Raw genomic sequence first — 25165 nt, forward strand, 5'->3', positions numbered from 1 at the left:
CCGTCCGCGGACCGGCCTCCTCACCGAATCTCCTTGATGTGGAGGCGGACCGGCGACGGAGCGGACCCGAGGGGGCATGCTCGCGTCGACCCGGGCGCGGTGCCACGTCCCGCGTCGAGCCGTGCGAGGATGGGACGTCCCGCGCCCCGACATCGTAGAACCGCTTGTCACGGCGGGGAGCGGGGGTGTCAGGGAGCGGTGGCGAAAGGACCGGGGTCACGTGAGTGAGAATCAGAACCTCCTCGCCGAGCAGCGGCGTGCCCTCATCCTGGACGAGGTGCGGCGGCGCGGGGGCGTCCGCGTCAACGAGTTGACCCGCAGGCTCGGCGTGTCGGACATGACGGTCCGGCGCGATCTGGACGCGCTGGCCCGGCAGGGTGTGCTGGAGAAGGTGCACGGCGGGGCGGTCCCGGTGGTGGAGGCCAGCACCCATGAGCCGGGGTTCGAGGCCAAGTCGGGGCTTGAGCTGAGTGCCAAGGAGGACATCGCGCGCGCGGCGGCCGAACTCGTCCCGCCGGGTGCGGCGATCGCGCTCTCCGGCGGTACGACGACGTACGCGCTGGCCCAGCGGCTGCTCGACGTGCCCGATCTGACGGTGGTCACCAACTCGGTGCGGGTGGCGGACGTCTTCCACGCGGCGCAGCGATCCTCCGGGCCCCGGCAGGGGGCGGCGACGGTGGTGCTGACCGGTGGGGTGCGCACGCCGTCCGACTCACTGGTGGGGCCGGTCGCCGATCAGGCCATCGCGACGCTCCACTTCGATCTGCTCTTCCTCGGGGTGCACGGCATATCGCCGCAGGCGGGGCTGTCCACGCCCAACCTCGCGGAGGCCGAGACCAATCGCCGCCTCGTGCAGTCGGCGCGGCGGGTCGTGGTGGTGGCCGACCACACGAAGTGGGGCACGGTCGGACTGAGTTCCTTCGCGTCGCTGGAGCAGATCGACACCCTGGTCACGGACGCCGGGCTCGGCACCGCGGACCGGGCGGAGATCGCCGAGCATCTGCGGCTCGTGGTCGCGGGCGAGCCCGCGGACGACTCCGACGGAGTGGACGAGCCGCCCACCGCGGACGTGGGGTGAGACTGCCGCCCCGGTCGTCCCGTTCCGGGTGGTGGTAGGGACCGGCAGGTGGGGGCGGGTGCTGTGGGGCGGGCGACGAGCCGGTGCGAGCCGGTGCGGTCCGCTACGGGGCCGCTCCGTGCCGGTTCAGTCCGGCCACACCCCCGTCGCCAGCAGGGTCTCGATCGCTTCCGTGTACGGCGTGATGTCCAGCCCCTGCTGTTCCAGCCAGGTGTCGGAGTAGTACTTGTCCAGGTACCGGTCGCCCGGGTCGCACAGCAGGGTGACGACGCTGCCGTGGCGGCCCTGGGCGACCATCTCGGCGGCGATCTTCAGGGCGCTCCACAGTCCGGTGCCGGTGGAGCCGCCCGCCTTGCGGCCGATGGCCCGTTCCAGGGCGCGGACGGCGGCCACGCTCGCCGCGTCCGGCACCTTCATCATCCGGTCGACGGCCCCGGGCACGAAGCTCGGCTCCATGCGCGGGCGGCCGATGCCCTCGATACGCGAACCGGAGTCGCAGGTGACGGACGGGTCGCCGGTCGTCCAGCCCTCGAAGAAGCAGGAGTTGTCCGGGTCGGCGACACAGATCCGGGTGTCGTACTGCATGTAGTGGACATAGCGGGCGATGGTCGCCGAGGTGCCGCCGGTGCCCGCGGTGGCGACGATCCAGGCGGGCTCCGGGTAGCGCTCAAGCTCCAGTTGGCGGAAGACCGACTCGGCGATGTTGTTGTTGCCGCGCCAGTCGGTGGCGCGCTCGGCGTAGGTGAACTGGTCCATGTAGTGGCCCCCGGACTCCTCCGCGAGCCGGGCGGACTCCTCGTACACCATGCGCGGGTCGTCCACGAAGTGACATCGACCGCCGTGGAACTCGATCAGGCGGCACTTCTCGGCGCTGGTCGTGCGCGGCATCACCGCGATGAAGGGCACCCCGATCAGCTTGGCGAAGTACGCCTCCGAGACGGCCGTGGAGCCGCTGGACGCCTCGATCACCGGGCGGCCGGGGCGGACCCAGCCGTTGCACAGCCCGTAGAGGAAGAGCGAGCGGGCGAGGCGGTGCTTGAGGCTGCCGGTGGGGTGGGTGGACTCGTCCTTGAGGTAGAGGTCGATGCCCCATGCCTCGGGCAGCGGGAAGCGCAGCAGATGGGTGTCGGCCGAGCGGTTGGCGTCGGCCTGGACCTTGCGGACGGCCTCTTTCAGCCAGTCCCGGTAGGACGGGTCGGTGCGGTCGACATCGAGGGTCGCTCCGGGCCGGGTCTTCTGAGTGGTGCTCACGGCGGGCTCCTTAGGCTGCGCGCCGACGCTCTCGCCGCGCGGGCGGCACCTCGATCATAAGCACCCCTGCGTACGCTCCTCACCTGCATAAACGCATCTTTGGGAGGCTCAAAGGCCGACGTCGGGCAGAAGGGCGGCGCGACGGGCGCGCAACGCGCGCCGCGGCGGGGGCGCATTCACCTGAATGCTCCGGGCGCCCGGCGCGAACGGACCGGGCCCACTGGTGCGGGAGCGCGGGTGGGGGCACACTGCACCGCGCGGGGGTCGGAGCGTACGGCTCCGCAAAGGTGGTCGGCGGATCCGGTCGCCGGACGCCGGATGCCTGTCGGGGCAGGCCGGCCGGTCTCCCCGGCCGTCGGCCGGGACGGGATCGACCGGGCCACCGGACGGGCTCGGGCACGGGCGCGTGACGGGTCCCGGACGCGGGTGCGGGGCGTTCCCGGGCACGGGTGCGGGACGGGTCCTGGCTCGGGTGCGTGGCCGGTGCCGGGTGCGGGTGGGTGACGTGCCTCGGGCGCGGGTGCGGGACGTGGCCCGGACTCGGGTGCGTGGCGCTCGCGGGTCCGGGTGCGGTGCGGGTGTGTGACGTTCGCGGGTGCGGGTGCGTGACGTGTCCGGGGCACAGGTGGGTACCGTTTTTGGCAGGGGTGGGTACGGGCCCGGTCCGGGGACCGGCGTACGGCACCCGCCCGCGCCGGGGGCGCGCGCTCGCGCTCCGGCAGGGCGCGGGCGCACGGAGTGCAGGGCGAAGGGGCGAGGGGGCGGTCGGCATGGCGGAGCCGGAGTTCACGGCGAACGGGGTGCGGATAGGCAAGGGGCTGCGCTCGCTCACCCGGGCCGGGCAGGTCCGGATCAGCGACGGCAGGCTGGAGTTGCTCACGAGCTACGGCAGCGAGATCGACAGCGCGCCGGTGCAGGCGGTGTGGGCGTCCAAGCCGTGGTTCGCGTCGGAGGGGCGCGCGCTCGCCGACCTCAACGGCACGCGCTACCTGCTGACGCTGGGCGAGCGCGATCCGGCGCCGGGGCAACCCGGTCCGCCCGCGGCCCGCCGTTTCATCGAGGCGGTGAGGCGAGCCTCGGGACGTGCGCGCTGAGCCACGACCGCCGAGCCGTCGCGCCCAGGGTCGCCCCGGGGTCACAACCGGGGTGGTGCCCGGGGTCACGCCCCGGGTCACGGGACCCGCACCCCCGGGCACCACCAGGCTCCCGCCCGGGCCCGCCGCCGCGCCGTCAGGGGCCCCGCGCCGACCCGGGAGCCGCCCCCGAACCACCGCGAGTTGCGGCGGTCCACCCCCTGCGTCACTCTGGTCTCACATCACTCAGGGTTTACCGGCGATGACGCTGCGAACCAGCCCGCCGGGCACGACAGCAGGCGGGCCGCCGCGCGGCGGCACGTCCCGCTGGTTTCCGAACTCCGTGTTCTTCCGGGCCTCAACGTCGGGGAGTCGCAGCCGTGATCAGTCACCCCAGCAGACACTGCACGGTGGAGCTCCAAGCCCTGCCGTCGCGGATCGGCCAGGTCCGCAGAATCGTATCTGCGCAATTGCGCTACTGGCATCTCGATCCCTTGATAGACCGTGCCGCGCTCGGGGTCACCGAGCTGTTGAGCAATGTCCACCAGCACGCCCAGCCCGACAAGACCTGCACCGTGGAGATCGAGCTGCTGCTCGACCGGCTGACGGTCTCGGTGCACGACCGCGACCCCCGGCTGCCCGAGCCCTCGGAGGCCGGTCCGCTGGCCACCGGCGGGCGCGGGCTCGCGATGGTGGCGGCCGTGAGCGAGAGCTGGGGCGCCCGGCCGGACGGCGACCGCGGCAAGGTCGTCTGGTTCACGCTTCCCACCCCCTCCCCCGCGCTCGCCAAGCCCGCGCGCCCCTCGCGCTGCACGGTCGCCGAACCCGCGGCGACGGTCTTCGCGGAGGTCGAACACGCCGGTCTCGCCGCCGACGCCCACCGGCCCGGACACGCTCCCGCCCCCTCCGCCGTTGCCGGCTGAACGGGCGGTGACCGGGCCCTGGGACCTGTGCCGCGGGCGTCGACCGTCAGGCGCCCGGTAGGGCACAGGTCCCACGGGGCGCCGCCGCGGGGTCCGCGCCGCGCCGGAGGCCCTTCGGCTCACTCCGCCGCCCGTCGACCGCGCTCACCGCGCGCGGCCGTGCGGGCGGCGGTCGTCGTCATCGGCCGCCGTGGGCGCCGGGGCCGAACTGCTCGTCCAGGACGGAGAGCCGACGCCAGTACTCGTCCTCGTCGATCTCGCCGGAGGCGAACCGGCGGCCGAGCACGGCGATCGGTGCGTCACCGGTGGGCCGCTCCTCCCGTCCGGGGTGCCGGGGGCCGGACCGGCCGCGCCCGGCGGTGCGCCGCAGCAGGGTCACCCCGCCGGCCACCACGGCCGCCCAGAACAGCGGGAACAGAAGGATCCAGGGGCCGGGTCCGCCACCCCAGGCTGCGAGGGTCTGCATCTCAAGTCATCTCCCAGGTCGTGTCGTGCTCACTGATGTGATGTCCTGAGACTCGCTCCGCCGGGGGGTCCGGGTCGTCGTACCGCCGGCGGCAGTGCGAATACCTCCCGGGGCGTACGGGGCGGGCACCCGGCTGCTCCCCTCCCTCTTCGACGCACCCCCGTGGTCGACCGACTTATTTGACCGATCATTCTCGTATGCTCTACGGTCATCGACATGGCCAGGACCAAGGAATTCGACCCGGACGCCGCCCTCCAGTCGGCCCTCGAACTGTTCTGGGCGCGCGGCTACGAGGCGACGTCCATGGCGGACCTCGTGGAGCACCTGGGGATCGGACGCGCGAGCATCTACGCCACGTACGGGAACAAGCGGGAGCTGTACCTGAAGGCCCTGGACCGCTACGGCGAGATCCACGACCCGCAGCTCGCGCGGGCGCTGTCCCAGCCGGGCCCCGCACTGCCCGCCGTACGCGCGATGGTGCGGCTGTACGCCGGGGAGGCCGCGGACGAGACCCGGCGGTCGATCGGCTGCCTGGTCACGAACACGGCCGCGGAGCTGGCGCCGCACGACACCGGGGCCGCCCGCAAGGTGGAGCTGAGCTGGGAGTACGCGGAGGCCATGCTCCACTCCGCGCTGCTCCGCGCCCAGGCCCAGGGCGAGTTGGGCGAGGACCGCGATCCGCGCGCCCTGGCCCGGATGCTGCTGGTCCTGCTGCAAGGGCTGCGGGTGGTGGGCAAGGCGTCCTCCGACCCGGCCCGGGTGCGGGACGCGGCCGAGCAGGCCCTGAAGATCCTGGACTGACCGCACACTTCCCGGGGCCCCTTCGAGCCCATTCAGCTTCCCCGTCCCTTCCCGGGCCTTCCCGACCCTTGGTGGGCCTCGGTGGCCCTTGGTGGCCCTCGGTGGGCCTGTCGACCCCTTCCGGACCCGAAGAACGCGCGCGCCCCGCCCCGCAGTCACCGCTGCCCGAATATTGGACCGATCGGTCTGGAAAGAAGGGTACATGAGCACGCTCACCGGCACCCCCGCGCCGGCCAGGCCCCCGCTCGACCCGCACCGCGTCCTCCCGCTGCTCGGCTCCCTCCAGGTCACCCTGATCTTCACGCTGGCTGCCATCGCCGTACCGCTGCCCGAGATCGGGAGGCACTTCGCGCTGGGCCGGGACCAGTTGATCCTGCTCAGCGCCGCGTACGGGCTGACGTTCGCCGGGCTGCTGCTGTTCGGTGGCCGGATCGCCGACCGGTACGGCGGACGCCGGGCGCTGGTCGGCGGGCTGTGGCTGTTCGCCGTCGCCTCGGCCGCGGCGCCGCTGTCCCCCACCTACGACGCCCTGCTCGCGGCGCGGTTCGCGCAGGGCGCCGGGGCCGCGGTGGTCGCGCCCGCCGCGATGGCCGTACTGCGCGCCCTGCACCCGGAACCCGCCGCGTTCCGCCGGGCGATGGCCACCTGGGGCGGACTGTCCGTACTCGGCGCGACGGCGGGCAACCTGCTCTCCGGGGTCATCTCCGCGCTGCTGTCGTGGCGTTGGGCGCTGGCGGTGCCGGGCCTGGTCGCCGTGGTGGCGCTGGCACTGGCACCTCGCCTGCTGCCCGCGGGCTCCGGTCCACCGCTGAGCAACGGGCCGCGGCGCCCGGGCGGGCTCGATGTGCCGGGTGCCGTCCTCGCCACCGGCGGGCTGGTGGCGGTCAGTCACGGGCTCGTCCTGACCGACGCGTGGTCCTGGGGGTCCGCCCGGGTACTGGGTCCGCTGGCGGCCGGGGCGGTGCTGCTCGCCCTGTTCCTCGTCGTCGAGCGGCGGGCGCGTGAGCCCCTGCTGCCACCGGGGTTCCTGCGGGACCGGCGGCGGGGGTTCGGGCTGACGGCGACCGCGCTGACCGCCGCGGGCACGAGCACCGTGTTCATCCTGTTCTCGCTCTTCCTCCAGGAGGAGCGCGGCTGGTCGGCGCTGCGGACCTCGGCCGCGTTCCTGCCCTTCGCCGCCGCGTTGATCGTCTCCGGCCGGGCGGCGGGACCGCTCGTGCGGCGGTGCGGGCCGGGCGCCGTCACCGGTGGGGGGCTGGCGCTGGGGGCGGCCGGGCTGGGGCTGCTCGCGCTGAGCGGCCTCGACCCCGGGATTCCGTACGCCGTCGGACTCCTGCCCGGCTTCCTGCTGCTGGCGGCCGGGGCCGCGGCCTCCTTCGCGGGGAGCGCCGTACTGGCCACCGAGCGGGTGCCCGTCGAGCGGACCGGGCTGGCCGGCGGAGTGCACAACACGGCGATGGAGACCGGGCCGACCGTGGTCTTCGCCGTGCTGCTCTCCCTGGGGAGCGACCCGGTGAGCCTCGCCGCCGCGGCCGGACTCTTCGCGGTGACCGCCGCCGTGACCCGGCCGGCCTCCCGGACCTGACCGCGCTCCGCCCGCTCAAGGGCCCCCGGCGCCCGATCGCTTGGACCGCCTCACCTCACCACGTCACCCGTTCGAACCTCACGCATCTCATCCGTCCGAACCTCACGCATCTCATGCGCTCGGATCTCACGCGCTTCACCGCTCGCACCTCACGCAGGCACCTCAGGAGGGGAACCCACTCATGACCACTCACCGTTTCGCCGATCGCGCCGTGCTCGTCACCGGCGGTGGCTCCGGGATCGGCCGCACCATCGCGCTCGCCTTCGCCGCCGAGGGGGCCCGGGTCGTCGTGGCCGGGCGGGGGCGGGCCGCGCTGGAGGAGACCGTCGCGCTGGTCCGGGAGACCGGGGGCACGGCCGTGGCGCAGGTCGCCGACGTGGCCCGGGCCGAGGACGTGGCGGCGCTGGTCGACACCGTGGTGAAGCACTTCGGCTCGCTGGATGTCGCCGTCAACAACGCGGGCGTCTTCCAGGGCGGGCCGCTGGCCGACCTCGCCGAGGCGGACTGGCGGCGGACCGTCGACATCAATCTCACCGGGGTCTTCCTCGCCATGACGGCCCAGATCCGCCGGATGCGGAGCCAGCCCGGCGGCGGCGCGATCGTCAACGTCTCGTCCAACCTGGGGCGGCACCGGCAGATCCCCGGCACGACCGCCTACTCGGCGACCAAGGCGGCGGTGACCTCCCTGACCCGCGGCGCCGCGCTGGACCACATCGCCGAGGGGGTACGGATCAACGCCGTCAGCCCGGGTGCCACCGCCACCACCATGTCCCTCAACCCCGGGGAGACGGAGGCCGGGCGGGAGACCCGGATGAAGCGGGAGTCGCCGGTGGGGCGGGTCTCGACCACCGAGGAGGTGGCGGCGGCGGTGCTGTACCTGGCGTCGGACGCCGCCGGCTCCGTCGTGGGCACGGACCTGGTGCTCGACGGGGGCGCCTCGCTCTGAGCGGGGCCCGCGAGGGGAGGGCGCTCGGCGGACCCGGCGCGTACTACGCCGCCGCCAGCGCCCTCAGCGGGTCGTCCAGGACCGGCTGCCAGGCCAGTTCGGCGGCCCCGACCAGGCTGTTGTGGTCCAGGCCGCACGCCAGGATGGGCACACTGCCGCTGCGGCCCCACAGACTGCGGTCCGCGACGACCGCGCGGAGCCGTTCAGGGTCGGCCTCCAGCAGGGTGCGGTGCAGCCCGCCGAGGATGATGCGGTCCGGGTTGAGGATGTTGACCAGTCCGGCGAGGCCGAGGCCGAGGCGGTCGATGAGGAGTTCGACGGCGGCGCGTACACCGGGGTCGGCGCTCTCGTGCCGGATGAGGTCGTCGGCCTGCTTGAGCAGCGACACCTCGGGGCCGGGCGGGCGGCCGGCCGTGATCAGGAACGCCATCGGGTCGGCCTCGACGTCGAGGCAGCCGCGCCCGCCGCAGTGGCAGGGGCGGCCCTCGGGGTGGACGGTGAGATGGCCGACCTCCAGGGCCAGGCCCGAACTGCCGCTGTGGAGACGTCCGTCGAGCACGAGGGCGCCGCCGACGCCCCGGTGACCGGTGGCGACACACAGCAGATCGCGGGAGCCGCGTCCGGCGCCGTGCCGGTGCTCGGCGAGGGCGGCGAGATTGACGTCGTTGGCCGCGAAGGCCGGGCCCGTGATGCCCGCGGCGCGTACCTGCTCGGCGAAGATCTCACGGACCGGGGAGCCCGCGGGCCATGCCAGGTGCAGCGGGTTCAGGGCCAGTCCCTCGGGTTCGGCGACGGCGGAGGGCACGGCGAGCCCGGCGCCGACACAGCGCCGTCCGGTCTCGCTGAGCAGCCGGGCGCCCGCGTCCACGACGGAGCCGAGGACCTTCGCCGGGTCGGCGTCGACGGGCTCGCAGCCGGGGGCGGTGGCGACGATCCGTCCGCCGAGCGCGACCAGCGCGGCCCGGAAGCCGTCGGCGTGGACCTGGGCGGCGAGGGCGACGGGGCCGTTCTCGGCGAGGTGCAGCCGGTGCGAGGGGCGGCCCTGGGATCCGGAGGGCGCGGTGGGGCGGGCGTCGACCTGGATCAGACCGAGCGCCTCCAGTTCGGCGGCGACGGCGCCCGCCGTGGCCCGGGTGACGCCGAGTTCCGCGGTGAGCACCGCGCGGGTGGGGGCACGTCCGGTGTGCACCAGTTCCAGCGCGGGGCCGAGCGCGCCACGCCCCCGGTCCAGCCGTGTTCTCGACGTGGTCGACGTGGTCCCTTCCCCCGGCTGCCGGGGGTCCGCCTTGCCGCTCATGGGGGCGAGTCTCCCATGATCCGCCGGTCAGCCGGACCTCTCGGCGAGGCCGCTGACACGCAGGGTGATGTTCAGCCGGCCGGTCAGGCCCAGCGCGGCCGGGGCGGTGCCGGGACGGACCCGCGGCACTCCGTGGTGGGCGAGCCGCGCCGGGCCGCCGAACACGAAGAGATCGCCGCTGCGCAGTTCCACGTCCGTGTAGGGGCGGGTGCGGGTCTCGGTGTTGCCGAACCGGAAGACGCAGGTGTCGCCGAGGCTCAGCGACACCACCGGGGCGCCGGACGTCTCGTCGCTGTCGCGGTGCATCCCCATCCGGGCGTCGGCGTCGTAGAAGTTGATCAGCGCGATGTCGTACGGCGCCTCGTCGACCGCCGCCGGGCCGAGGGCGTCGGCCACCGCCCGGCGGCCGAGGCGGTCGAGCCACTCCGGGAAGGGCTTGACCGGGGCGCCGTCACCGTCGACGGCCGTGCGGGAGTAGGCGTACGGGTACCAGTGCGGGCCGGGGCAGTCCGGGTTGGCCCGGCCCGCCCGCCCGCAGTGCGGGCACCTGTTCACGGGACCCCAGTGCAGGCCGAGACAGACCTGGCGGGCGGTCATGGTGCCGCCACCCGGGGTGCGGACCGTGCGCAGTCCCGCGGGCGGGCGGGCCCACGCGCGGCACGCGGTCAGCAGGGCGGCCTGGCGGTCCGGGGCGAGCCAGTCCGGCACATGCGCCGCTCCGGGCGCGATCCGCGCACGCCCGCGCGGGAACAGTTCGGCGTCCATGAGGCCATCCTCACCCCTCGGGCGGCTCCTCCGTAGCTGTCCTGAGCTGCGGCTCCGCTAGCCTGGTCGGCGATGAGCGACCGTATGACGACCCCCTGGGGCGAGTTCGCCCTGTCCCGTTTCCCCGAGGACCCGCGTGACCGGCTGCGTGCCTGGGACGCCGCGGACGCCTATCTGCTGCGGCATCTGGCGGAGCGGGAGGTCTCGCTGTCCGGCGCGGTCGTGGTGGCCGGCGATCGCTGGGGCGCGCTGGCGACCGCCCTCGCGCGGTACGGGCCGACCCAGATCACGGACTCCTTCCTGGCGCAGGAGGCGACCCGGGCCAATCTCGCGCGCGCCGGGGTCGAGCCCGGCACGGTACCCCTGCTGACCTCGCAGGACCCGCCGCCGGAGCGGATCGACGTACTCCTGGTGCGGGTGCCGAAGAGCCTCGCGCTGCTGGAGGACCAGTTGCTGCGGCTGGCGCCCGCCCTGCACGAGGGCACGGTCGTGGTCGGGGCGGGCATGGTCAAGGAGATCCACACCTCGACGCTGAAGCTGTTCGAGTCGGTGCTCGGGCCGACCCGTACGTCCCTGGCCGAGCACAAGGCCCGGCTGATCTTCTGCGTCCCGGAGCCCGGGCGGGAGCGGCCGGTCAATCCCTGGCCGTACCGGTACACGCTCCCGGAGGGGGTCGGTCCGGCGTCCGGGCACACCGTCGTCAACCACGCGGGCGTCTTCTGCGCCGACCGGCTGGACATCGGCACGCGGTTCCTCCTCGCACGGCTGCCGGGGACGAGCGGGGTGTGCCGGGTGGTGGACCTCGGCTGCGGCAACGGGGTCGTGGGGACGTCGGTGGCGCTGGCCAACCCCGACGCCGAGGTGCTGTTCGTGGACGAGTCGTTCCAGGCGGTGGCCTCGGCGGAGGCGACGTACAAGGCCAACGGGGTGCCGGGGCACGCCGAGTTCCGGGTCGGGGACGGGGTGGCGGGGGTGGCCTCCGACAGTGTCGACCTGGTGCTGAACAACCCGCCGTTCCACACCCACCAGGCGACGAGCGACGCCACGGCCTGGCGGATGTTCACGGGGGCGCGGCGGGTGCTGCGGCCGGGCGGCGCGCTGTATGTGATCGGCAACCGGCATCTCGGCTACCACGTGAAGCTGCGGAAGGTGTTCGGCAACAGCGAAGTGGTGGGCAGCGACCCGAAGTTCGTGGTGCTGCGGGCCGTCAAGCGGTAGGCCGGTCGCCGGTCGCCCCGGCGAGTACGCCGATGATCCCCGCCACCGTGCGGGCCATCGCGTCCCGGCCGACGCCCAGGTACGTGCGCGAGTCGACGGCCCTGGGATGGGCGGCGAGGTACGCGCGGATCGCGGAGGTCATGGCGGCGTTGAGGGCCGTACCGACGTTGACCTTGGCGATGCCGCCCGTGACCGCGGCGGCGAGTTCGTCCTCGGGGACGCCGGAGGAGCCGTGCAGCACCAGCGGTACGTCCAGCGTGCCGGAGAGCCGGTCGAGCAGGGTGTGGTCGAGGGCGGCGGTGCGTTCGGTCATGGCGTGGACGCTGCCGACGGCCACGGCGAGCGCGTCGACGCCCGAGTCCGCGACGAAGGCGAGGGCCTGACCGGGGTCGGTACGGGCGCCCGGCGCGTGCGCGTCGAGCGGTGGCCGGCCGTCCTTGCCGCCGACCTCGCCCAGTTCGGCCTCCACCCACAGGCCCTGGCCGTGTGCCCATTCGGCGGCGGCGCGGGTCGCGGCGAGGTTCTCGCCGTACGGCAGCCCGGAGGCGTCGTACATGACCGAGCTGAAACCGGCGTCGGCCGCCTGCCGGAGCAGCCTGTCGCTGACGACGTGGTCGAGGTGGAGCGCGACGGGCACGGTGGAGCGCTCGGCGGCGACGACCGCGGCGCGGGCCAGCGGGAGCAGCCGTCCGTAGCGGAACGCGACGGTGTTCTCGCTGACCTGGAGGACGACCGGGCTGCCCGCCAGTTCGGCGCCGGTGATGACGGCCTCGATGTGCTCCAGGGTGATGATGTTGAAGGCGCCGACGGCGGAACGTGCCTCGGCGGCACGGGAGACCAGGTCACCGGTGGTGGTCAGGGGCACGGCGGTTCCCTTCGGGGCGGGCGGGCGGTGGTACGGGAGCGTCGACGGTCGGGGGCTCGCCGGGCGACCTGGCGCGGGGACCTGGCAGGGGGACGTCGTAGGGGGACGTCGTAGGACGGCAGGTCAGAGCGGTGCGTCAGGGCCGCCGGTCAAAGCGGTGGGTCAAGGCGACAGGTCAAAACGGTGGGTCAAGGCCGCACATCGAAGGGACAGGTCAGGGCGACAGGATCACCGAACGGGTCAGATGCCGGGGGCTGTCCGGGTCCAGGGCGCGTGCCGCCGCGACCGCCACGGCGAGCCGCTGGGCGCGGACCAGTTCGGCGAGCGGGTCGAGGGCGCCCGCCACCCACCGCCCGCCGGTCGCCCGCACCTGCTCGGCGAGGCCCTCGGGCGGTTCACCGAACATCCAGGTCGCCCGGTTCTCGGTGGTGATGCTGATGGGGCCGTGCCGGTACTCCATCGCCGGGTACGCCTCGGTCCAGGACAGGGACGCCTCGCGCATCTTGAGGGCGGCCTCGTTGGCGAGGCCGACGGTCCAGCCGCGACCGAGGAAGGTGAACTGCTCGCAGCTTACGAGCCCTTCGGGCAGGTCGGCGGCGAGCGCGGCGCGGGCGTCGGCGTCGGCGGAGTCGGGGTGCAGCCCGAGGTGGGCGCGGAGCAGGGTCAGGGCGGTGGTGGCGAACCGGGTCTGGACGACGGAGCGTTCGTCGGCGAAGTCCAGCAGGACCACGGCGTCGGCCGCGCCCATGACCGGGGTGTTCGGGTCCGCGGTGAGGGCGGTCGTACGGGTGGTGCCGCGCAGCCGGGTGAGCAGGTCGAGGACCTCGGTGGTGGTGCCGGAGCGGGTCAGCGCGATGACCCGGTCGTAGGTACGCCCGGCCGGGAACTCGGACGCGGCGAAGGCGTCGGTCTCCCCCGCGCCCGCGGTCTCGCGCAGGGCGGCGACCGCCTGGGCCATGAAGTAGGAGGTGCCGCAGCCGACGACCGCGACCCGCTCGCCCGGGGCGGGCAGGGCGGTGCGGTGCCTGGGTGCCAGTGCGGCGGCCCGCCGCCAGCACTCCGGCTGACTGCTCAGCTCGTCCTCGACATGCGTCATGCCCGGCCCCTCCTCGTAGCGTGACCCGCCCGCACCGGTGAGGTTCCACCCCCCAGGCGATGATTGGTCCTGCAAGATAGCGCGGGCTTTCGAGCAGAATCAAGCATTCCGGTCCATGGACCGTCGGTCCGGTGCGCTAGGGTCGCCGGGAGATCGAGGAACGGGTGGTTGGAGGTGCGGATGTCACGCGACGCCCGCTGGCAGGCGCTGCTGGAGCTGCTCGTCGAGCGGGGCCGGCTGGACGTCGAGGAGGCCGCCTCGGCGCTGGAGGTGTCGGCGGCGACGATCCGGCGGGACTTCGATCAGCTGGCCGAGCAGCAGATGCTGGTCCGCACCCGGGGCGGCGCGGTCGTCCACGGTGTGTCCTACGAACTGCCGTTGCGCTACAAGACCGCGCGCCGCGCCTCCGAGAAGCAGCGCATCGCCAAGGCGGTGGGTGAGCTGGTCGCGCCCGGCGAGGCGGTCGGGCTGACCGGCGGCACGACCACCACCGAGGTGGCCCGCGCGCTGGCCGTCCGCAGCGACCTGACGTCCGGCTCCCCCGCGCTGACCGTGGTCACCAACGCGCTGAACATCGCCAATGAGCTGGCGGTCCGGCCCCAGTTCAAGATCGTGGTGACGGGCGGGGTCGCGCGGGCACAGTCGTACGAGCTGATCGGGCCGCTCACCGACGGGGTGCTCTCCCAGGTGACGCTGGACGTCGCGGTGCTCGGGGTGGTGGCCTTCGACGTCGTCCACGGCGCGGCGGCGCACGACGAGGCGGAGGCGGCGGTCAACCGGCTGCTGTGCGAGCGGGCCGAGCGGGTGGTGGTCGCGGCCGACTCCAGCAAGCTGAGCCGGCGCGCGTTCGCCCGCATCTGCGGGGTGGACTCGGTGGACACCCTGGTCACGGACACGGCGGTGGACGACGACACGGTGAGCCGCTTCGAGGACGCCGGGGTGTCGGTGGTCGCCGTCTGAGACCTTGGTCGACCCGGAGGCACGTCCCTGATGGCCCCGGCGGCCATCGGCTCACCCCACCGGCCGCCACGAACTGACGGCCCCGGCCGCCGCAGGACCGGCCTGCCCTGGTCACCGTAGGCTCACAGGACCCGTCACCGCCGGCTCACAGGACCCGTCACCGCAGGCTCACGGCCCCGGCCGCCGCGGGAGCGACGGCCCCGGGTCATCCGCCCCGCCCCCCTGACACCGGGTAGATGTACACGACAGGCCCTAAGCTGGAAGCCCCGTTCCCTCGCGGGAACAGGTGCTCGTGACCCGTCGAGGGAGGCTGTGATGGCCGGTACAGGGACGACCGGCGCGGCCGGGGGCGGCAGCGGGTACGTGCCGATCTCCGAGCACGGCCTGATCGGCGATCTGCGCAGCGTGGCCCTGGTCGGTACGGACGGCACCATCGACTGGTACTGCTGTCCCGCCTTCGACGCGCCCAGCGTCTTCGCGGCGGTCCTGGACGCCGAGCGCGGCGGCGCCTTCGAGCTGGCGGCGATCGAGGCGGCGCGGACCAAGCAGTTCTACTTCCCCGACACCAATGTCCTGATCACCCGTTTCTTCACCGAGGAGGGCGTCGGTGAGGTGCAGGACTTCATGCCGGTGGGCGGTGGCCCGGAGGAGGCCGAGCGGCACCGGCTGATCCGCCGGGTGATCTGTGTGCGCGGCACGGTCGCCTTCCACGTGTGCGTCGCCCCGCGCTTCGACTACGGCGCCGAGCCGCACACCCTACGTCTGGAGGACGGCACGGCGGTCTTCGAGAGCGAGACCCTGTCGCTCGCCCTGACCGCCACGGTCCCGCTGGAGGCCGACGACCAGGACGTGCGGGCGGAGTTCAAGCTCGCCGAGGGCGAGTCGGCGGTGTTCGCGCTGGACCAGCTCGGCGGCGGACTGCCGCCGCGCTACTGCGCGAGCAGCGAGGCGGAGGCCCAGTTCGAGACGACGGTGGCGTACTGGCGGCACTGGCTGTCCGCGTCCCAGTACCGGGGCCGCTGGCGCGAGATGGTGCACCGCTCGGCGCTCACCCTGAAGCTGCTCACCTACGCGCCGACCGGCGCCATCGTGGCCGCGCCCACCACCAGCCTGCCCGAGCAACTCGGCGGCGAGCGCAACTGGGACTACCGCTACGTCTGGGTGCGCGACGCCGCGTTCTGTGTGTACGCGCTGCTGCGGCTCGGCTTCACCGAGGAGGCCGGGGCGTTCATGGAGTTCGTCACCCGGCATGTCTCCCCCGGCGACGGCCGGCCCTCCGGACCGCTCCAGATCATGTACGGCATCGACGGCCGCACCGACCTCCCCGAGCGCGAACTCGGCCATCTGGAGGGCCATCGGGGCTCGGCGCCGGTACGGGTCGGCAACGCCGCCGCCGAACAGCTCCAGCTCGACATCTACGGCGCGCTCATCGACTCGATCTACCTCTACGACAAGTGGGCCACGCCCGTCTCCAGCGCCCAGTGGGACGATGTGTGCGCGCTGGTGGACTGGGTGTGCGAGAACTGGGACCAGCCCGACGAGGGCATCTGGGAGACCCGGGGCGGCCGGAAGAACTTCCTCTACTCCCGGCTGATGTGCTGGGTCGCGATCGAGCGGGCCGTGCGGATGGCCAACAAGCGCGGGCTGCCCGCCGATCACGCCCGCTGGCAGCAGGTCAGGGACACCATCTACCGGCGGATCATGAGCCATGGCTGGTCGGAGCGGCGGCAGGCGTTCGTACAGCACGAGGGCGGCGAGGTGCTGGACGCGGCGGTGCTGATGATGCCGCTGACCAAGTTCATCGCGCCCACCGACCCCAAGTGGCTCTCCACCCTGGACGCCCTCACCCAGGACCTGGTCTCCGACTCCCTCGTCTACCGCTACGACCCGACGGCCAGCCCCGACGGACTCCGCGGGGACGAGGGCACCTTCTCCATCTGCTCGTTCTGGTACGTGGAGGCGCTGGTGCACGCCGGCCGGGTGGACGAGGCCCAGCTCGCCTTCGAGAAGATGCTGACGTACGCCAACCACCTCGGGCTCTACGCCGAGGAGATCAGCCACACCGGTGAGCAGCAGGGCAACTTCCCGCAGGCGTTCACCCACTTCGCGCTCATCAGCGCCGCGTTCAACCTGGACCGCGCGCTCGGCTGACCCCACCACCGCCTTCACCGTCCCTAGTTTCCGATTCCTCGTACGGGAGCCCCAGTTGACGAGTTCCGACACCCTGCTCGCGCCCACCGGCGACGACGAGACCGCCTCCCTGACCCTGACCGGAGTGCGCCTGGGCGCGGGCGGACCGCTCGGCGCCCTGCGCGTGGCGGACGGCAGGATCACCGCCCTCGGCCCGGACGTCGACGCGGCACAGGCGGGTGAGACCGACGTACGGGACCTGGGCGGTCGGACCGTCCTGCCGGGGCTGTGGGACGCGCATGTGCATCTCGGCCAGTGGGCCGGTGTGCGGCACCAACTCGACCTCGCCGGGCTGACCTCCGCACAGGCGGTCGCCGACGCCGTACGCGCGCGAACCCACACCACTCAGCCGGTCACCCGGCCGGACGCCCAGCCCGATGTGGTCGTCGGCTATGGCTTTCGCGACGGGCTGTGGCCCGACCTGCCGCACAAGGATGTGCTGGACGCGGTGTGTCCGGACCGGCCGGTCGCGCTGGTCAGCGGGGATCTGCACGCCGCGTGGCTCAACTCGGCGGGGCTGGCGCTGGTCGGCCGGGCCGGGCATCCGACGGGGCTGCTGCGGGAGGGCGAGGCGTTCGCGGCCGTGTCGGCGCTGCCCGAGGTGCCGGTCGATGTCCTGGACCGCTGGGTGGCGGAGGCGTGCGAGGCCGCGGCGGCGCGCGGGGTGACCGGGGTCGTGGACTTCCACTTCGCCGACAACCTCGCCGACTGGACCCGCCGCGCCGCCACCCGGCGGCCGGCCGTACGGGTCGAGGCGGCCGTCTATCCCGCCCACCTGGAGGCGGCGATCGCGCGCGGCCTGCGCACCGGCGACCCGCTCCCCGGCTCCGGCGGCCTGGTCCGGGTCGGCCCGCTGAAGCTGTTCACCGACGGCTCCCTCAACACCCGCACGGCCCTGTGCGGCGACCCGTACCCGGGCCTGGAGGGCACGGCGGAGGCGTACGGCATCGAGGAGACGTCGTACGACAGCCTCGTACGGCTGATGCGGCGGGCGGCCGGGCACGGCATCACGCCCGCCGTCCACGCGATCGGCGACCGCGCCAACACCCTGGCCCTGGACGCGTTCGAGGCCGTCGGCCACGAGGGCCGCATCGAGCACGCGCAGTTGCTCACGGCGGCGGACGTGCCGAGGTTCGCGGCGCTGGGGGTGACGGCCGGGGTGCAGCCCGCGCACGCGACGGACGACCGGGACGTGGCGGACCGGCACTGGGCGGGCCGTACGGGACGGGCGTTCGCGTACGGCGATCTCCTCGCGGCGGGCGCCCGGCTGGAGTTCGGCTCGGACGCGCCCGTGTCGCCGCTGGACCCCTGGCTCGGTGTCGCGGCGGCCGTCCACCGCACCGCCGACGGACGTCCCGCCTGGCACCCCGAGCAGCGGATCCCGGTCCGGGACGCGCTGGCCGCCTCCGCGCGGGGCCGGGCGGCGCTCGCGGTGGGGGACGTGGCGGACCTCGTGGTCGTGGACGTGGACCCGCTGGAGGCGGACGCGGCGACGCTGCGGGCGATGCCGGTGCACGCGACGCTGCTGGGCGGGCGGTTCACCCACGGGCCGGGGTGATCCGGAGCCCTGACCGAGGCGGCCTCCCCGCCGACGCCACAAGTGGCTAAGGTAAGCCTTACTTTGCCTTTGCGCCGGAGGGGAGAACACGTCATGCGTGTCGCCATGTTCGGGTACCAGACCTGGGGTCATCGCACGCTCCAGGCCCTGCTCGACTCCGACCACGAGACCGTCCTGGTCGTCACCCATCCCAAGAGCGAGCACGCCTACGAGAAGATCTGGGACGACTCGGTCGCCGAACTCGCCGAGAAACACGGCATCCCCGTCCTGCTGCGCAACCGCCCTGACGACCCGGAACTCCTGGACGCGCTGCGGGAGGCCCGGCCGGACATCATCGTGGCCAACAACTGGCGCACCTGGCTCCCCCCGGAGATCTTCGACCTGCCGCCGCACGGCACCCTCAACGTCCATGACTCGCTGCTGCCGTCCTACGCCGGTTTCTCCCCGCTCATCTGGGCCCTCGTCAACGGCGAGGAGCGGGTCGGGGTCACCGCGCACCGGATGAACGGCGAACTCGACGCCGGGGACATCCTGGTGCAGCGCTCGGTGCCGGTCGGGCCGGCGGACACGGCGACCGACCTGTTCCACCGGACCGTCGACCTCATCACGCCCCTCGTCCAGGAGTCGCTCGACCTCATCGCCTCCGGGCGGGACGCCGGACGCTGGCTGCCGCAGGACCGCGCCCGGGCGAGCTTCTTCCACAAGCGTTCGGCGGAGGACAGCCGGATCGACTGGACCTGGCCGGCCGAGCGGCTGGAACGGCTGGTGCGCGCCCAGTCCGACCCGTACCCCAACGCGTACGCCTTCCACAAGGGCAGGCGGCTGCGGATCGTCTCGGCTGCGGTCTCCGAGGGCCGCTACGGCGGTACCCCCGGCCGTGTCTTCATCCGGGAGGGCGACGGCGTGGTCGTGGTGGCGGGCGCGGAGGCGTACTCCGGCCGCCACCCGGGGCTGCTGGTGAGGCGGGTACGCACCGACGACGGGACGGAGTACGCGGCCTCCGACTACTTCCGCACGATGGGCGGATACCTCACCTCCCGGCCCTGACCGCCGACCAGTACCCGGGAGGGGGGACCGGGGACCGGGAACGGGGGACGGGGGCCGGGGGTTCCTCGGGTCTCAGCGCGGTGACGTGGGACGTGCTCGTGGGCGGTCGTGGGCCACAGCGGATGCGCGCCGCCCGCCGGCGCGGACGGCGTGTCACCTCACGGCGGCGGGCCGGCGCGGCCGTAGTACTCTGCTTGTAGTGATTTGACCGTCCGCCTTCCCTTCCCACGGAGTCCCCATGGCGCGCAGGAATCCCGAGCGACGGGCCGCCCTCGTCGATGCCGCGATCGAGGTGCTCGCCCGGGAAGGGGCCCGCGGGCTGACCTTCCGGTCGGTGGACCAGGAGGCGGCGGTGCCGGGGGGTACGGCCTCGAACTACTTCGCCAACCGCGACGATCTGCTCACCCAGGCCGGTGCCCGGGTGTACGAGCGTCTCGTGCCGGACGACGCGTTGATCGCACGGCAGCGCAACGCCTCCCCGGACCAGGAGACGTACGCCGGATTCATGTACGAGATGGTGGAGCGGGTCAGTTCGTTCCGCAGCGGGTATCTCGCCCTGCTGGAACTGCGGCTGGAGTCCACCCGGCGGCCCGAGCTGCGCAGGATCCTCACCGAGCGGGTGCGCGCCGATCTCGACCAGAACATCGCGTATCACCTGGAGTCCGGGCTGCCCGGCGACTCCACCGCTGTCGAACTGCTGTATCTCGCCCTGAACTGGCTGATCGTCGAACAGCTCACGCTGCCGGACGTGTTGTCACCGGCGGACCGGGAGCGGCTGGTGCGGGCGGCGGTGGAGCGGATCGTGACGGGGTAGGCCGGGCCGCCGCCCGGGGCACCGGTGCGGCAGCCCGGATCGGGGCGGTGCGGGCGGGTTACGCGGGGCGCGGCGCGCGGATGACGCCGTACGCGGACGCGCCCAGCAGGGCCACCCCGGACGCCAGGAGCAGGGTCCCGGGCAGGGACCGGCCGACAGTGGCACCCGCGACCGCGGCGCCCAGGGCGTAGGCGGTGAGCTTGAGGCTGGCGCCCGTCGTGAAGATCTGGCCGCGCAGCCGCTCGGGCGCGTCCCGGTGCCGTACGGCGAACAGGGCCGTCAGTTGCGGGCCCTCGCCGAGGCCGACGAGCAGCGCGGCGACGACCAGCGGGACGGGGCGACCGGTCGCGGCCAGGGCCAGCGCCGCGCACTGCACCAGGGCTCCGGCCCACAGGAACGTGTCCGGCGCCATGACGCGCGGTACGCGCGCGAGGACGGCGTTGGCGGCGAGCGCGGACAGCGCCGCGCAGGCCAGCAGCAGGGCCCCCTGGCCGGCGCCGCCGAGCACCCGCTCCCCGAGCAGCGGCAGACAGGCCACCAGCATGCCCTGGGCCGCGCAGCAGAGGACCGAGGTGAGGGTGGCGCGGGCCAGGCCCGGCACCTTGACGACGCAGAGCGTTCCCGCGCGCAGCTCCCCGGTGAGTGAGGACCGGTCCCGGCGTACGGCGGCGGCACGGGCCGGCAACCGCCATGCGGCGGGCAGCGCCACCGCGATCACGACCACCGGGACGACGAGGGCGGTGGACGCGCCGAGCGCCTCGGCCGCGAGACCGGCGAGGGCGGGACCGGCCAGCGCGGCGAGACCGAAGGTCATCGCGTCCAGCGCGTTCGCCCGGTCCAGGGCGGCGCCCGGTGCCACCCGGGGCAGTTGGGCGGTCCAGCCGCCCGACAGGGCGGGCCCCAGCAGTCCGGTGACCACCGCGAGCAGCACCACCGTCTCGATCGGGAGCCGCCCGAGCCCGGCGAGGACGGCCAGCAGGCCGCCGCCGTACAGCACGAGGGCGAGTGTCAGGAGGCGGCCGGGGTGTACGGCGCGGTCGAGCAGGGCGCCGAGGACTGGGCCGCCGACGGCCGCCGCGACGGTGAGGCCCGCGAGGAGGAGCGCCGCCTCGGACGAGGAGCCGGTGACGGTGAACCCGGCGAGGAGCAGTGCGGGGCCGGACATCTCGTCGCCGGTGCGGGCGGTCACCGCGCCGACGAGATAGCCACCCAGGGGGTAACGCGATCTCATGGCTGGGACGTTACGGAGGTAACTCAAACCTTCGCAATATGCGTTACATTCGCTGGGTGGACATGAGCATCCAGGACTCCGCCCCCGACCGGTCGGCCCGGCACTCCGTGCTGGCGACGGCCCGGCGCGCCGCCGACCTGGTCAATGTCCTGACCGCCGAGGCCGACGCGACGGTGGACGCCGTCGCCGCGGTCCTGCGGTCGTACGGCGAGGCGGAGCCGGTGACGCTCACGCCGGACGACGTGAGGGCGATGCGTACGGCGGCGGGGCTGCTCCGCGAGGTCTTCGCGGCCGGAAGCCCTCCCGCGCAGAACGCGGAGTCGGCGACGGGCACGGTGGACGGAGCGGCGCTGGTGCTGAACCGGCTGCTCCAGGAACACACCGGGCCGCTGCGGCTGACCGCGCACGGGGGTGCCACGCCCTGGCATCCGCATCTCGACCGCGACGACGACGGGCCGTGGGACGCGTGGCTGCTGGCCTCGTCCTGCATGGCCCTGGCCGTGCTGCTCTGGGACCATCAGCGCCCGCCGGGCCGGGTCTGCGCGTCACCGTCGTGCGGCCGGGTCTTCATCGCCCACGGCAGCGGCCCGGAGCGGCGCTACTGTTCCCGCCGCTGTGCCACGCGGGAGCGGGTGGCGGCGCACCGGCGGGCACGGTCCGGGTGAAGGGCGCCCTCACCGCGACCGACGTCGGCCGGGGGAAGGCCAGGCCGTGGGGGGTCAGGCGCTGGGAAGGTGCCGTACGTCGGTGGCCGCGAGTTCGGCGAGCCGTTCGCCCGTGCGGTGCAGTTCGATGAGGAGCGGGCGCAGGGCGCGTCCGGCCGGGGTGAGGGTGTACCGGGTGCGGACGGGGAACCCGGGGAGCCGTTCCTGGGTGAGGAGACCGCGGTCGCACAGGGCGTGGAGCCGGTCGGCGAGCACCTTGTCGCTGATCTCGGGCAGCCGGGCGCGCAGGGTGCCGTAGGAGTGCGGGGCGTGCAGCAGTTCGCGGACGACGAGGGTGGTCCAGCGGCCCGCGACGGCCGCGAGGGCGATCTCGACCGGGCAGGTCTCCTCCGGGCGGATGGTGCGGCCGGAGCCGGGCGGCACGAGTTCGGCGTCCCACTCGTAGCCCGGTGAGTGCGCGGGCGGGTGGCCCGTGGGCTCCCCGCGCCCGGCGTGGCTTTCCGTTTGGTGAGCCATTTCCGCACCGGCTTGGCTTCCGTCATGGACATCATCGACGCCAGATCCCTGCATGCCGACCACGCTACTGTCCGCCCCGGCCCCCTGGCCCTGGTTCCGGAGCGGCATCCCGCGGTCTTCGCGTCGGCGTTCAACTCCGGTGACCCGCAGGCGCTCGCGGGGGTCTACGACGAGGGCGCGGTGTTCGTCCCCCGTCCCGGCGAGGCGGTCGCGGGCGCGGAACGGGAGGCGGCCAACGCGGAGTTCCAGGCGCTGGGCCTGCCGATCAGCGTCCGTCCGCGTCACACCTATGTGGCCGACGACATCGCGCTGCTGATCGTGAACTGGGTCATCGAGGGCGACCGCGGGGACGGCGAGCACGTCCGGATCGAGGGCACCGCCACGGATGTCGCCCGGCGCGGCCCGGACGGACGGTGGCGGTACGTGATCGACAATCCCTTCGGCGTCGCGGTCGAGGACACTCCGTTCGACGCGGTGGGCGCCTGAGGAGGTCACGATGCCTTCGATGCGTCCCCGGCACACACCGCACACACCGCACCCGACGCGGCTGAGACGAGCCGCCGCCCCCGTCGGACCGGCCTGGACGGGCCGCGCGGCGAGGAATCGGCACCGATTACGGTGGATCCGCATGACCTCCACGGACATCGAGATCACCGCGGACCTGGTCCGCGATCTGCTGAACGACCAGCACCCCGACCTGGCCGACCGCCCGTTGCGGCTCGGCGCGCGCGGCTGGGACAACCAGCAGTGGCGGCTCGGCGACGACCTCGCGGTACGGCTGCCCTGGGCGACACCGGGGGCCGATGATCTGCTGCTCAAGGAACACGCCTGGCTGCCGTCCCTGGCCCCGCTCCTCCCGCTCCCGGTTCCCGTGCCGCAGCGCTTGGGCGTACCCACCCCGCGTTTTCCTCGCCCGTGGATCGTCACCACCTGGGTGCCGGGCACACCCGCCGACCAGGCTCCGCTCACCCGCGCCGCCGACGCGGCGGACACCCTGGCCGCCTTCCTCGGGGCGCTGCACCGGCCCGCCCCCGCGGACGCGCCCGGCGGCCGTGGCCGCGGTGCACTGGCCGACCAGGCCGACCGGTTCGCCGAGCAGTTCGCCGCCGTCACCGGACAGGGGCTGCTCGCCGACCCGGACGGGGTTCTCGCGGTGTGGGAGGACGCCGTCGCCGCGCCCGACCGGACCGGGCCCGCGGTATGGCTCCACGGCGATCTGCACCCGGCCAACGTCCTCACCCGGGACGGCGACCTCTGCGGTGTCATCGACTTCGGCGACCTGCGCGCGGGCGATCCGGCCACCGACCTCGCCTCCGCGTGGGTCCTGCTGCCGGACGGCGCCGTCGACCGCTTCCACACCGTGTGCCGACCCGCCCCGGACGCCGCGACACTGCGCCGCGCCCGCGGCTGGGCGGTGCTGGGCGCCCTCGACGGAGTCCTCATCGGGGAGGCGGGGGTACAGGGACGCCCCGGGGGCAAGGCGACGTGGGGGCCACCCGCCCACGCGGCACTGCGCCGCCTCGTGGCGACGACCGCCGACGCATGACACCGGCTGATGAAGCCCGGACCCACCGACCACCCGCTCAGGCTCCGGACGGCTGCGGTCCCGGCCAGGGGACGTCCGTCTCGGTCGGGACCGAGTAGTCCACCCCGGGCACGGTGAACCCGTACAGCCGCCCGACCTCGTCACGGAACCAGTCGAGGTCGGCGAGGTCGGCGACGGTGTCGGTGGTCGCCGCGTGCCAGCGCTCGGCGACGGCCCGCTGGACGTCGCCGGAGAGTTCCCATCCGTCGAGCCGTACCCGTCCCTCGCTGTCGACGTCGAGCGGGGCGGTCCCGGTCAACCGGTCCCACAGCTCGGCCAGTTGACGGGCGGGTGGGACCATTCCGTCGCCGAGGACTGCGCGCAGCAGTCCGGTGTAGAGGGCGATGCCGGGGATGGCGGTGGAGGACTGGGTGACGGCGGCGCCGTTGACGGAGGTGACGGCACGGCCGCCGACGAGTACGCGGAGCCGTTCGTCCAAGGTGCGGGCCGTGCGGAGGAGGCCACTTGGGTCGGAGAAAGGCAACTTCGACATGGCTCGCAAAGGCAGTTACCTTCACCTGGCCTTCGACGGTCGCCGTGCAGGGGTTCCTTCGGGCTGGGCCACCTGTCACGGGATGAGGCGGTCACGCCCCACCGCTCCTCGCCCCGTGGGTAGGCCACCGGACCGGGCGTACCAGCCGCCCTAGACCAGGGAGAGACACATGCCCCATCTTGCTCTGTACACGTTCGGCGTACTCAAGTCACCTCTCGCCGATCCCTCCCCTCTGACACGGGAGTTCCACGAGAGCGGTGAGGCCGCCTACCGGGAGATCGCCCAGCAGCCCGGATACCTCGCTCGTGCCGAATCGACGGATCGCAGTCTGGGCGCACGGACGGACTTCGACGCGGACTGGGGTGACTGGGGAGAGTTCGTTGTTCCGGCCTGGTACGGGAAAGGGCGCACTGTGGAGACCATCGCCCTGGCCGCGACCCTCTCACTCTGGGCCGACCTTCGTCCCGCCTTCGACGCCATCTACAGCGGTCTGCACCGAGGGGCGCTCAACAGGCGTTACGACTGGTTCGAGAGGACAGGACACCCGGGTCACGTGTTCTGGTGGGTCTCCGGCGGCGTGATACCCACCTGGCAGGACGGGGTGTCCAGGCTGGAGCACCTGCACGACCACGGCTCCGCGCCGCACGCCTTCACCTTCCAGCACCCGTTCGCAGCGGACGGGACTCCGACCAGCGTCAAGGGCGCCGGGCCAGGAGCGACCGGGTGCACTGTCCAGCCATGA

The 25165-nt window shown here is 73.7% G+C and carries 24 protein-coding genes and 1 pseudogene; 16 read left to right on the plus strand and 9 right to left on the minus strand.

The window, feature by feature from the left end:
- Positions 1-220 precede the first annotated feature (220 nt).
- Positions 221-1078, plus strand: a complete 858-nt coding sequence (locus tag ACIQNG_RS13640; RefSeq protein ID WP_401440005.1) for a DeoR/GlpR family DNA-binding transcription regulator — start codon at positions 221-223, stop codon at positions 1076-1078.
- Between the two features lie 126 nt (positions 1079-1204).
- Here the strand turns inward: ACIQNG_RS13640 and ACIQNG_RS13645 are convergent, their stop codons facing one another.
- Entirely contained in the window at positions 1205-2329 is a 1125-nt protein-coding gene (locus tag ACIQNG_RS13645; protein ID WP_401484783.1) for a PLP-dependent cysteine synthase family protein, read from the minus strand.
- Positions 2330-3099: 770 nt separating this feature from the next.
- On the opposite strand from ACIQNG_RS13645, the gene ACIQNG_RS13650 reads away from it, so the two are divergent.
- Together ACIQNG_RS13650 and ACIQNG_RS13655 are read left to right on the plus strand one after the other, a co-directional pair.
- Complete coding sequence (locus ACIQNG_RS13650) at positions 3100-3423, plus strand: hypothetical protein (RefSeq protein ID WP_401440007.1); 324 nt, start codon at positions 3100-3102, stop codon at positions 3421-3423.
- A 359-nt stretch (positions 3424-3782) separates the two neighbouring features.
- Positions 3783-4325: an ATP-binding protein gene (locus ACIQNG_RS13655; RefSeq protein ID WP_401484785.1), complete on the plus strand. Its 543-nt coding sequence runs from the start codon at positions 3783-3785 to the stop codon at positions 4323-4325.
- A gap of 178 nt (positions 4326-4503) precedes the next feature.
- Here the strand turns inward: ACIQNG_RS13655 and ACIQNG_RS13660 are convergent, their stop codons facing one another.
- Complete coding sequence (locus ACIQNG_RS13660; protein ID WP_401484787.1) at positions 4504-4791, minus strand: SHOCT domain-containing protein; 288 nt, start codon at positions 4789-4791, stop codon at positions 4504-4506.
- A gap of 216 nt (positions 4792-5007) precedes the next feature.
- Between ACIQNG_RS13660 and ACIQNG_RS13665 the strand changes: the two genes are divergently transcribed.
- The 3 genes from ACIQNG_RS13665 (at position 5008) to ACIQNG_RS13675 (ending at position 8123) form a co-directional block, all read left to right on the plus strand.
- Positions 5008-5592, plus strand: coding sequence for a TetR/AcrR family transcriptional regulator (locus tag ACIQNG_RS13665; RefSeq protein ID WP_401484789.1), 585 nt, complete (start codon positions 5008-5010; stop codon positions 5590-5592).
- Positions 5593-5794: 202 nt separating this feature from the next.
- On the plus strand, positions 5795-7177 hold the full coding sequence (locus ACIQNG_RS13670) for an MFS transporter (RefSeq protein ID WP_401484791.1): 1383 nt from the start codon (positions 5795-5797) through the stop codon (positions 7175-7177).
- A 181-nt stretch (positions 7178-7358) separates the two neighbouring features.
- Positions 7359-8123, plus strand: coding sequence for an SDR family NAD(P)-dependent oxidoreductase (locus tag ACIQNG_RS13675; protein ID WP_401484793.1), 765 nt, complete (start codon positions 7359-7361; stop codon positions 8121-8123).
- 43 nt (positions 8124-8166) lie between these two features.
- On the opposite strand, the gene ACIQNG_RS13680 is transcribed toward ACIQNG_RS13675, so the two are convergent.
- Together ACIQNG_RS13680 and ACIQNG_RS13685 are read right to left on the minus strand one after the other, a co-directional pair.
- Positions 8167-9420, minus strand: a complete 1254-nt coding sequence (locus ACIQNG_RS13680) for an ROK family protein (RefSeq protein ID WP_401484795.1) — start codon at positions 9418-9420, stop codon at positions 8167-8169.
- Positions 9421-9447: 27 nt separating this feature from the next.
- Positions 9448-10185: an alpha-ketoglutarate-dependent dioxygenase AlkB family protein gene (locus tag ACIQNG_RS13685; RefSeq protein ID WP_401484797.1), complete on the minus strand. Its 738-nt coding sequence runs from the start codon at positions 10183-10185 to the stop codon at positions 9448-9450.
- Between the two features lie 84 nt (positions 10186-10269).
- On the opposite strand from ACIQNG_RS13685, the gene ACIQNG_RS13690 reads away from it, so the two are divergent.
- On the plus strand, positions 10270-11403 hold the full coding sequence (locus ACIQNG_RS13690) for a methyltransferase (RefSeq protein ID WP_401440099.1): 1134 nt from the start codon (positions 10270-10272) through the stop codon (positions 11401-11403).
- On the opposite strand, the gene ACIQNG_RS13695 is transcribed toward ACIQNG_RS13690, so the two are convergent.
- A complete protein-coding gene (locus ACIQNG_RS13695; RefSeq protein WP_401484799.1) occupies positions 11393-12268 on the minus strand; it encodes a ketose-bisphosphate aldolase in 876 nt (291 codons plus the stop codon). The two genes, ACIQNG_RS13690 and ACIQNG_RS13695, sit on opposite strands and share 11 nt — an antisense overlap.
- 214 nt (positions 12269-12482) lie before the next feature.
- The gene (locus ACIQNG_RS13700) at positions 12483-13364 is read right to left on the minus strand and encodes an SIS domain-containing protein (protein WP_401484801.1); all 882 of its coding nucleotides are present in this window, start codon (positions 13362-13364) and stop codon (positions 12483-12485) included.
- A gap of 180 nt (positions 13365-13544) precedes the next feature.
- On the opposite strand from ACIQNG_RS13700, the gene ACIQNG_RS13705 reads away from it, so the two are divergent.
- The 5 genes from ACIQNG_RS13705 to ACIQNG_RS13725 all read left to right on the plus strand — a co-directional run bounded on the left by ACIQNG_RS13705 (position 13545) and on the right by ACIQNG_RS13725 (position 19933).
- Positions 13545-14324: a DeoR/GlpR family DNA-binding transcription regulator gene (locus ACIQNG_RS13705; protein ID WP_401440021.1), complete on the plus strand. Its 780-nt coding sequence runs from the start codon at positions 13545-13547 to the stop codon at positions 14322-14324.
- A 315-nt stretch (positions 14325-14639) separates the two neighbouring features.
- On the plus strand, positions 14640-16475 hold the full coding sequence (locus tag ACIQNG_RS13710) for a glycoside hydrolase family 15 protein (protein ID WP_401484803.1): 1836 nt from the start codon (positions 14640-14642) through the stop codon (positions 16473-16475).
- A gap of 55 nt (positions 16476-16530) precedes the next feature.
- A complete protein-coding gene (locus ACIQNG_RS13715) occupies positions 16531-18072 on the plus strand; it encodes an amidohydrolase (RefSeq protein WP_401484805.1) in 1542 nt (513 codons plus the stop codon).
- A 93-nt stretch (positions 18073-18165) separates the two neighbouring features.
- Positions 18166-19119, plus strand: a complete 954-nt coding sequence (locus ACIQNG_RS13720; protein WP_401484807.1) for a methionyl-tRNA formyltransferase — start codon at positions 18166-18168, stop codon at positions 19117-19119.
- 238 nt (positions 19120-19357) lie between these two features.
- A complete protein-coding gene (locus ACIQNG_RS13725; protein ID WP_401440028.1) occupies positions 19358-19933 on the plus strand; it encodes a TetR/AcrR family transcriptional regulator in 576 nt (191 codons plus the stop codon).
- A 58-nt stretch (positions 19934-19991) separates the two neighbouring features.
- On the opposite strand, the gene ACIQNG_RS13730 is transcribed toward ACIQNG_RS13725, so the two are convergent.
- Positions 19992-21164: an MFS transporter gene (locus ACIQNG_RS13730; RefSeq protein WP_401484809.1), complete on the minus strand. Its 1173-nt coding sequence runs from the start codon at positions 21162-21164 to the stop codon at positions 19992-19994.
- Between the two features lie 38 nt (positions 21165-21202).
- Here ACIQNG_RS13730 and ACIQNG_RS13735 point away from each other — a divergent pair, with 38 nt between their 5' ends.
- The gene (locus ACIQNG_RS13735) at positions 21203-21829 is read left to right on the plus strand and encodes a CGNR zinc finger domain-containing protein (RefSeq protein WP_401484811.1); all 627 of its coding nucleotides are present in this window, start codon (positions 21203-21205) and stop codon (positions 21827-21829) included.
- A 54-nt stretch (positions 21830-21883) separates the two neighbouring features.
- Here ACIQNG_RS13735 and ACIQNG_RS13740 read toward each other — a convergent pair whose 3' ends face one another.
- The gene (locus tag ACIQNG_RS13740; protein WP_401484813.1) at positions 21884-22345 is read right to left on the minus strand and encodes a winged helix-turn-helix transcriptional regulator; all 462 of its coding nucleotides are present in this window, start codon (positions 22343-22345) and stop codon (positions 21884-21886) included.
- Between the two features lie 24 nt (positions 22346-22369).
- Here ACIQNG_RS13740 and ACIQNG_RS13745 point away from each other — a divergent pair, with 24 nt between their 5' ends.
- Entirely contained in the window at positions 22370-22831 is a 462-nt protein-coding gene (locus tag ACIQNG_RS13745) for a YybH family protein (protein ID WP_401484815.1), read from the plus strand.
- 142 nt (positions 22832-22973) lie between these two features.
- Complete coding sequence (locus ACIQNG_RS13750; RefSeq protein ID WP_401484817.1) at positions 22974-23891, plus strand: phosphotransferase; 918 nt, start codon at positions 22974-22976, stop codon at positions 23889-23891.
- A 37-nt stretch (positions 23892-23928) separates the two neighbouring features.
- Here the strand turns inward: ACIQNG_RS13750 and ACIQNG_RS13755 are convergent.
- Positions 23929-24381, minus strand: a pseudogene (locus ACIQNG_RS13755) (enoyl-[acyl-carrier-protein] reductase FabV); the annotation flags it as partial.
- Positions 24382-24592: 211 nt separating this feature from the next.
- On the opposite strand from ACIQNG_RS13755, the gene ACIQNG_RS13760 reads away from it, so the two are divergent.
- Positions 24593-25165, plus strand: coding sequence for a DUF3291 domain-containing protein (locus ACIQNG_RS13760; protein WP_401484819.1), 573 nt, complete (start codon positions 24593-24595; stop codon positions 25163-25165).

It is taken from the genome of Streptomyces sp. NPDC091377, assembly GCF_044757045.1.
Lineage (GTDB): Bacteria > Actinomycetota > Actinomycetes > Streptomycetales > Streptomycetaceae > Streptomyces.

Coding starts and splice junctions, on each gene's coding strand:
- ACIQNG_RS13745 (WP_401484815.1), top strand. CDS start 22,370: ATGGACATCATCGACGCCAGATCCCTGCATGCCGACCACGCTACTGTC.
- ACIQNG_RS13725 (WP_401440028.1), top strand. CDS start 19,358: ATGGCGCGCAGGAATCCCGAGCGACGGGCCGCCCTCGTCGATGCCGCG.
- ACIQNG_RS13685 (WP_401484797.1), bottom strand. CDS start 10,185: ATGGACGCCGAACTGTTCCCGCGCGGGCGTGCGCGGATCGCGCCCGGA.
- ACIQNG_RS13690 (WP_401440099.1), top strand. CDS start 10,270: ATGACGACCCCCTGGGGCGAGTTCGCCCTGTCCCGTTTCCCCGAGGAC.
- ACIQNG_RS13660 (WP_401484787.1), bottom strand. CDS start 4,791: ATGCAGACCCTCGCAGCCTGGGGTGGCGGACCCGGCCCCTGGATCCTT.
- ACIQNG_RS13705 (WP_401440021.1), top strand. CDS start 13,545: ATGTCACGCGACGCCCGCTGGCAGGCGCTGCTGGAGCTGCTCGTCGAG.
- ACIQNG_RS13760 (WP_401484819.1), top strand. CDS start 24,593: ATGCCCCATCTTGCTCTGTACACGTTCGGCGTACTCAAGTCACCTCTC.
- ACIQNG_RS13670 (WP_401484791.1), top strand. CDS start 5,795: ATGAGCACGCTCACCGGCACCCCCGCGCCGGCCAGGCCCCCGCTCGAC.
- ACIQNG_RS13740 (WP_401484813.1), bottom strand. CDS start 22,345: ATGGCTCACCAAACGGAAAGCCACGCCGGGCGCGGGGAGCCCACGGGC.
- ACIQNG_RS13720 (WP_401484807.1), top strand. CDS start 18,166: ATGCGTGTCGCCATGTTCGGGTACCAGACCTGGGGTCATCGCACGCTC.
- ACIQNG_RS13665 (WP_401484789.1), top strand. CDS start 5,008: ATGGCCAGGACCAAGGAATTCGACCCGGACGCCGCCCTCCAGTCGGCC.
- ACIQNG_RS13735 (WP_401484811.1), top strand. CDS start 21,203: ATGCGTTACATTCGCTGGGTGGACATGAGCATCCAGGACTCCGCCCCC.
- ACIQNG_RS13730 (WP_401484809.1), bottom strand. CDS start 21,164: ATGAGATCGCGTTACCCCCTGGGTGGCTATCTCGTCGGCGCGGTGACC.
- ACIQNG_RS13675 (WP_401484793.1), top strand. CDS start 7,359: ATGACCACTCACCGTTTCGCCGATCGCGCCGTGCTCGTCACCGGCGGT.
- ACIQNG_RS13710 (WP_401484803.1), top strand. CDS start 14,640: ATGGCCGGTACAGGGACGACCGGCGCGGCCGGGGGCGGCAGCGGGTAC.
- ACIQNG_RS13680 (WP_401484795.1), bottom strand. CDS start 9,420: ATGAGCGGCAAGGCGGACCCCCGGCAGCCGGGGGAAGGGACCACGTCG.
- ACIQNG_RS13650 (WP_401440007.1), top strand. CDS start 3,100: ATGGCGGAGCCGGAGTTCACGGCGAACGGGGTGCGGATAGGCAAGGGG.
- ACIQNG_RS13700 (WP_401484801.1), bottom strand. CDS start 13,364: ATGACGCATGTCGAGGACGAGCTGAGCAGTCAGCCGGAGTGCTGGCGG.
- ACIQNG_RS13750 (WP_401484817.1), top strand. CDS start 22,974: ATGACCTCCACGGACATCGAGATCACCGCGGACCTGGTCCGCGATCTG.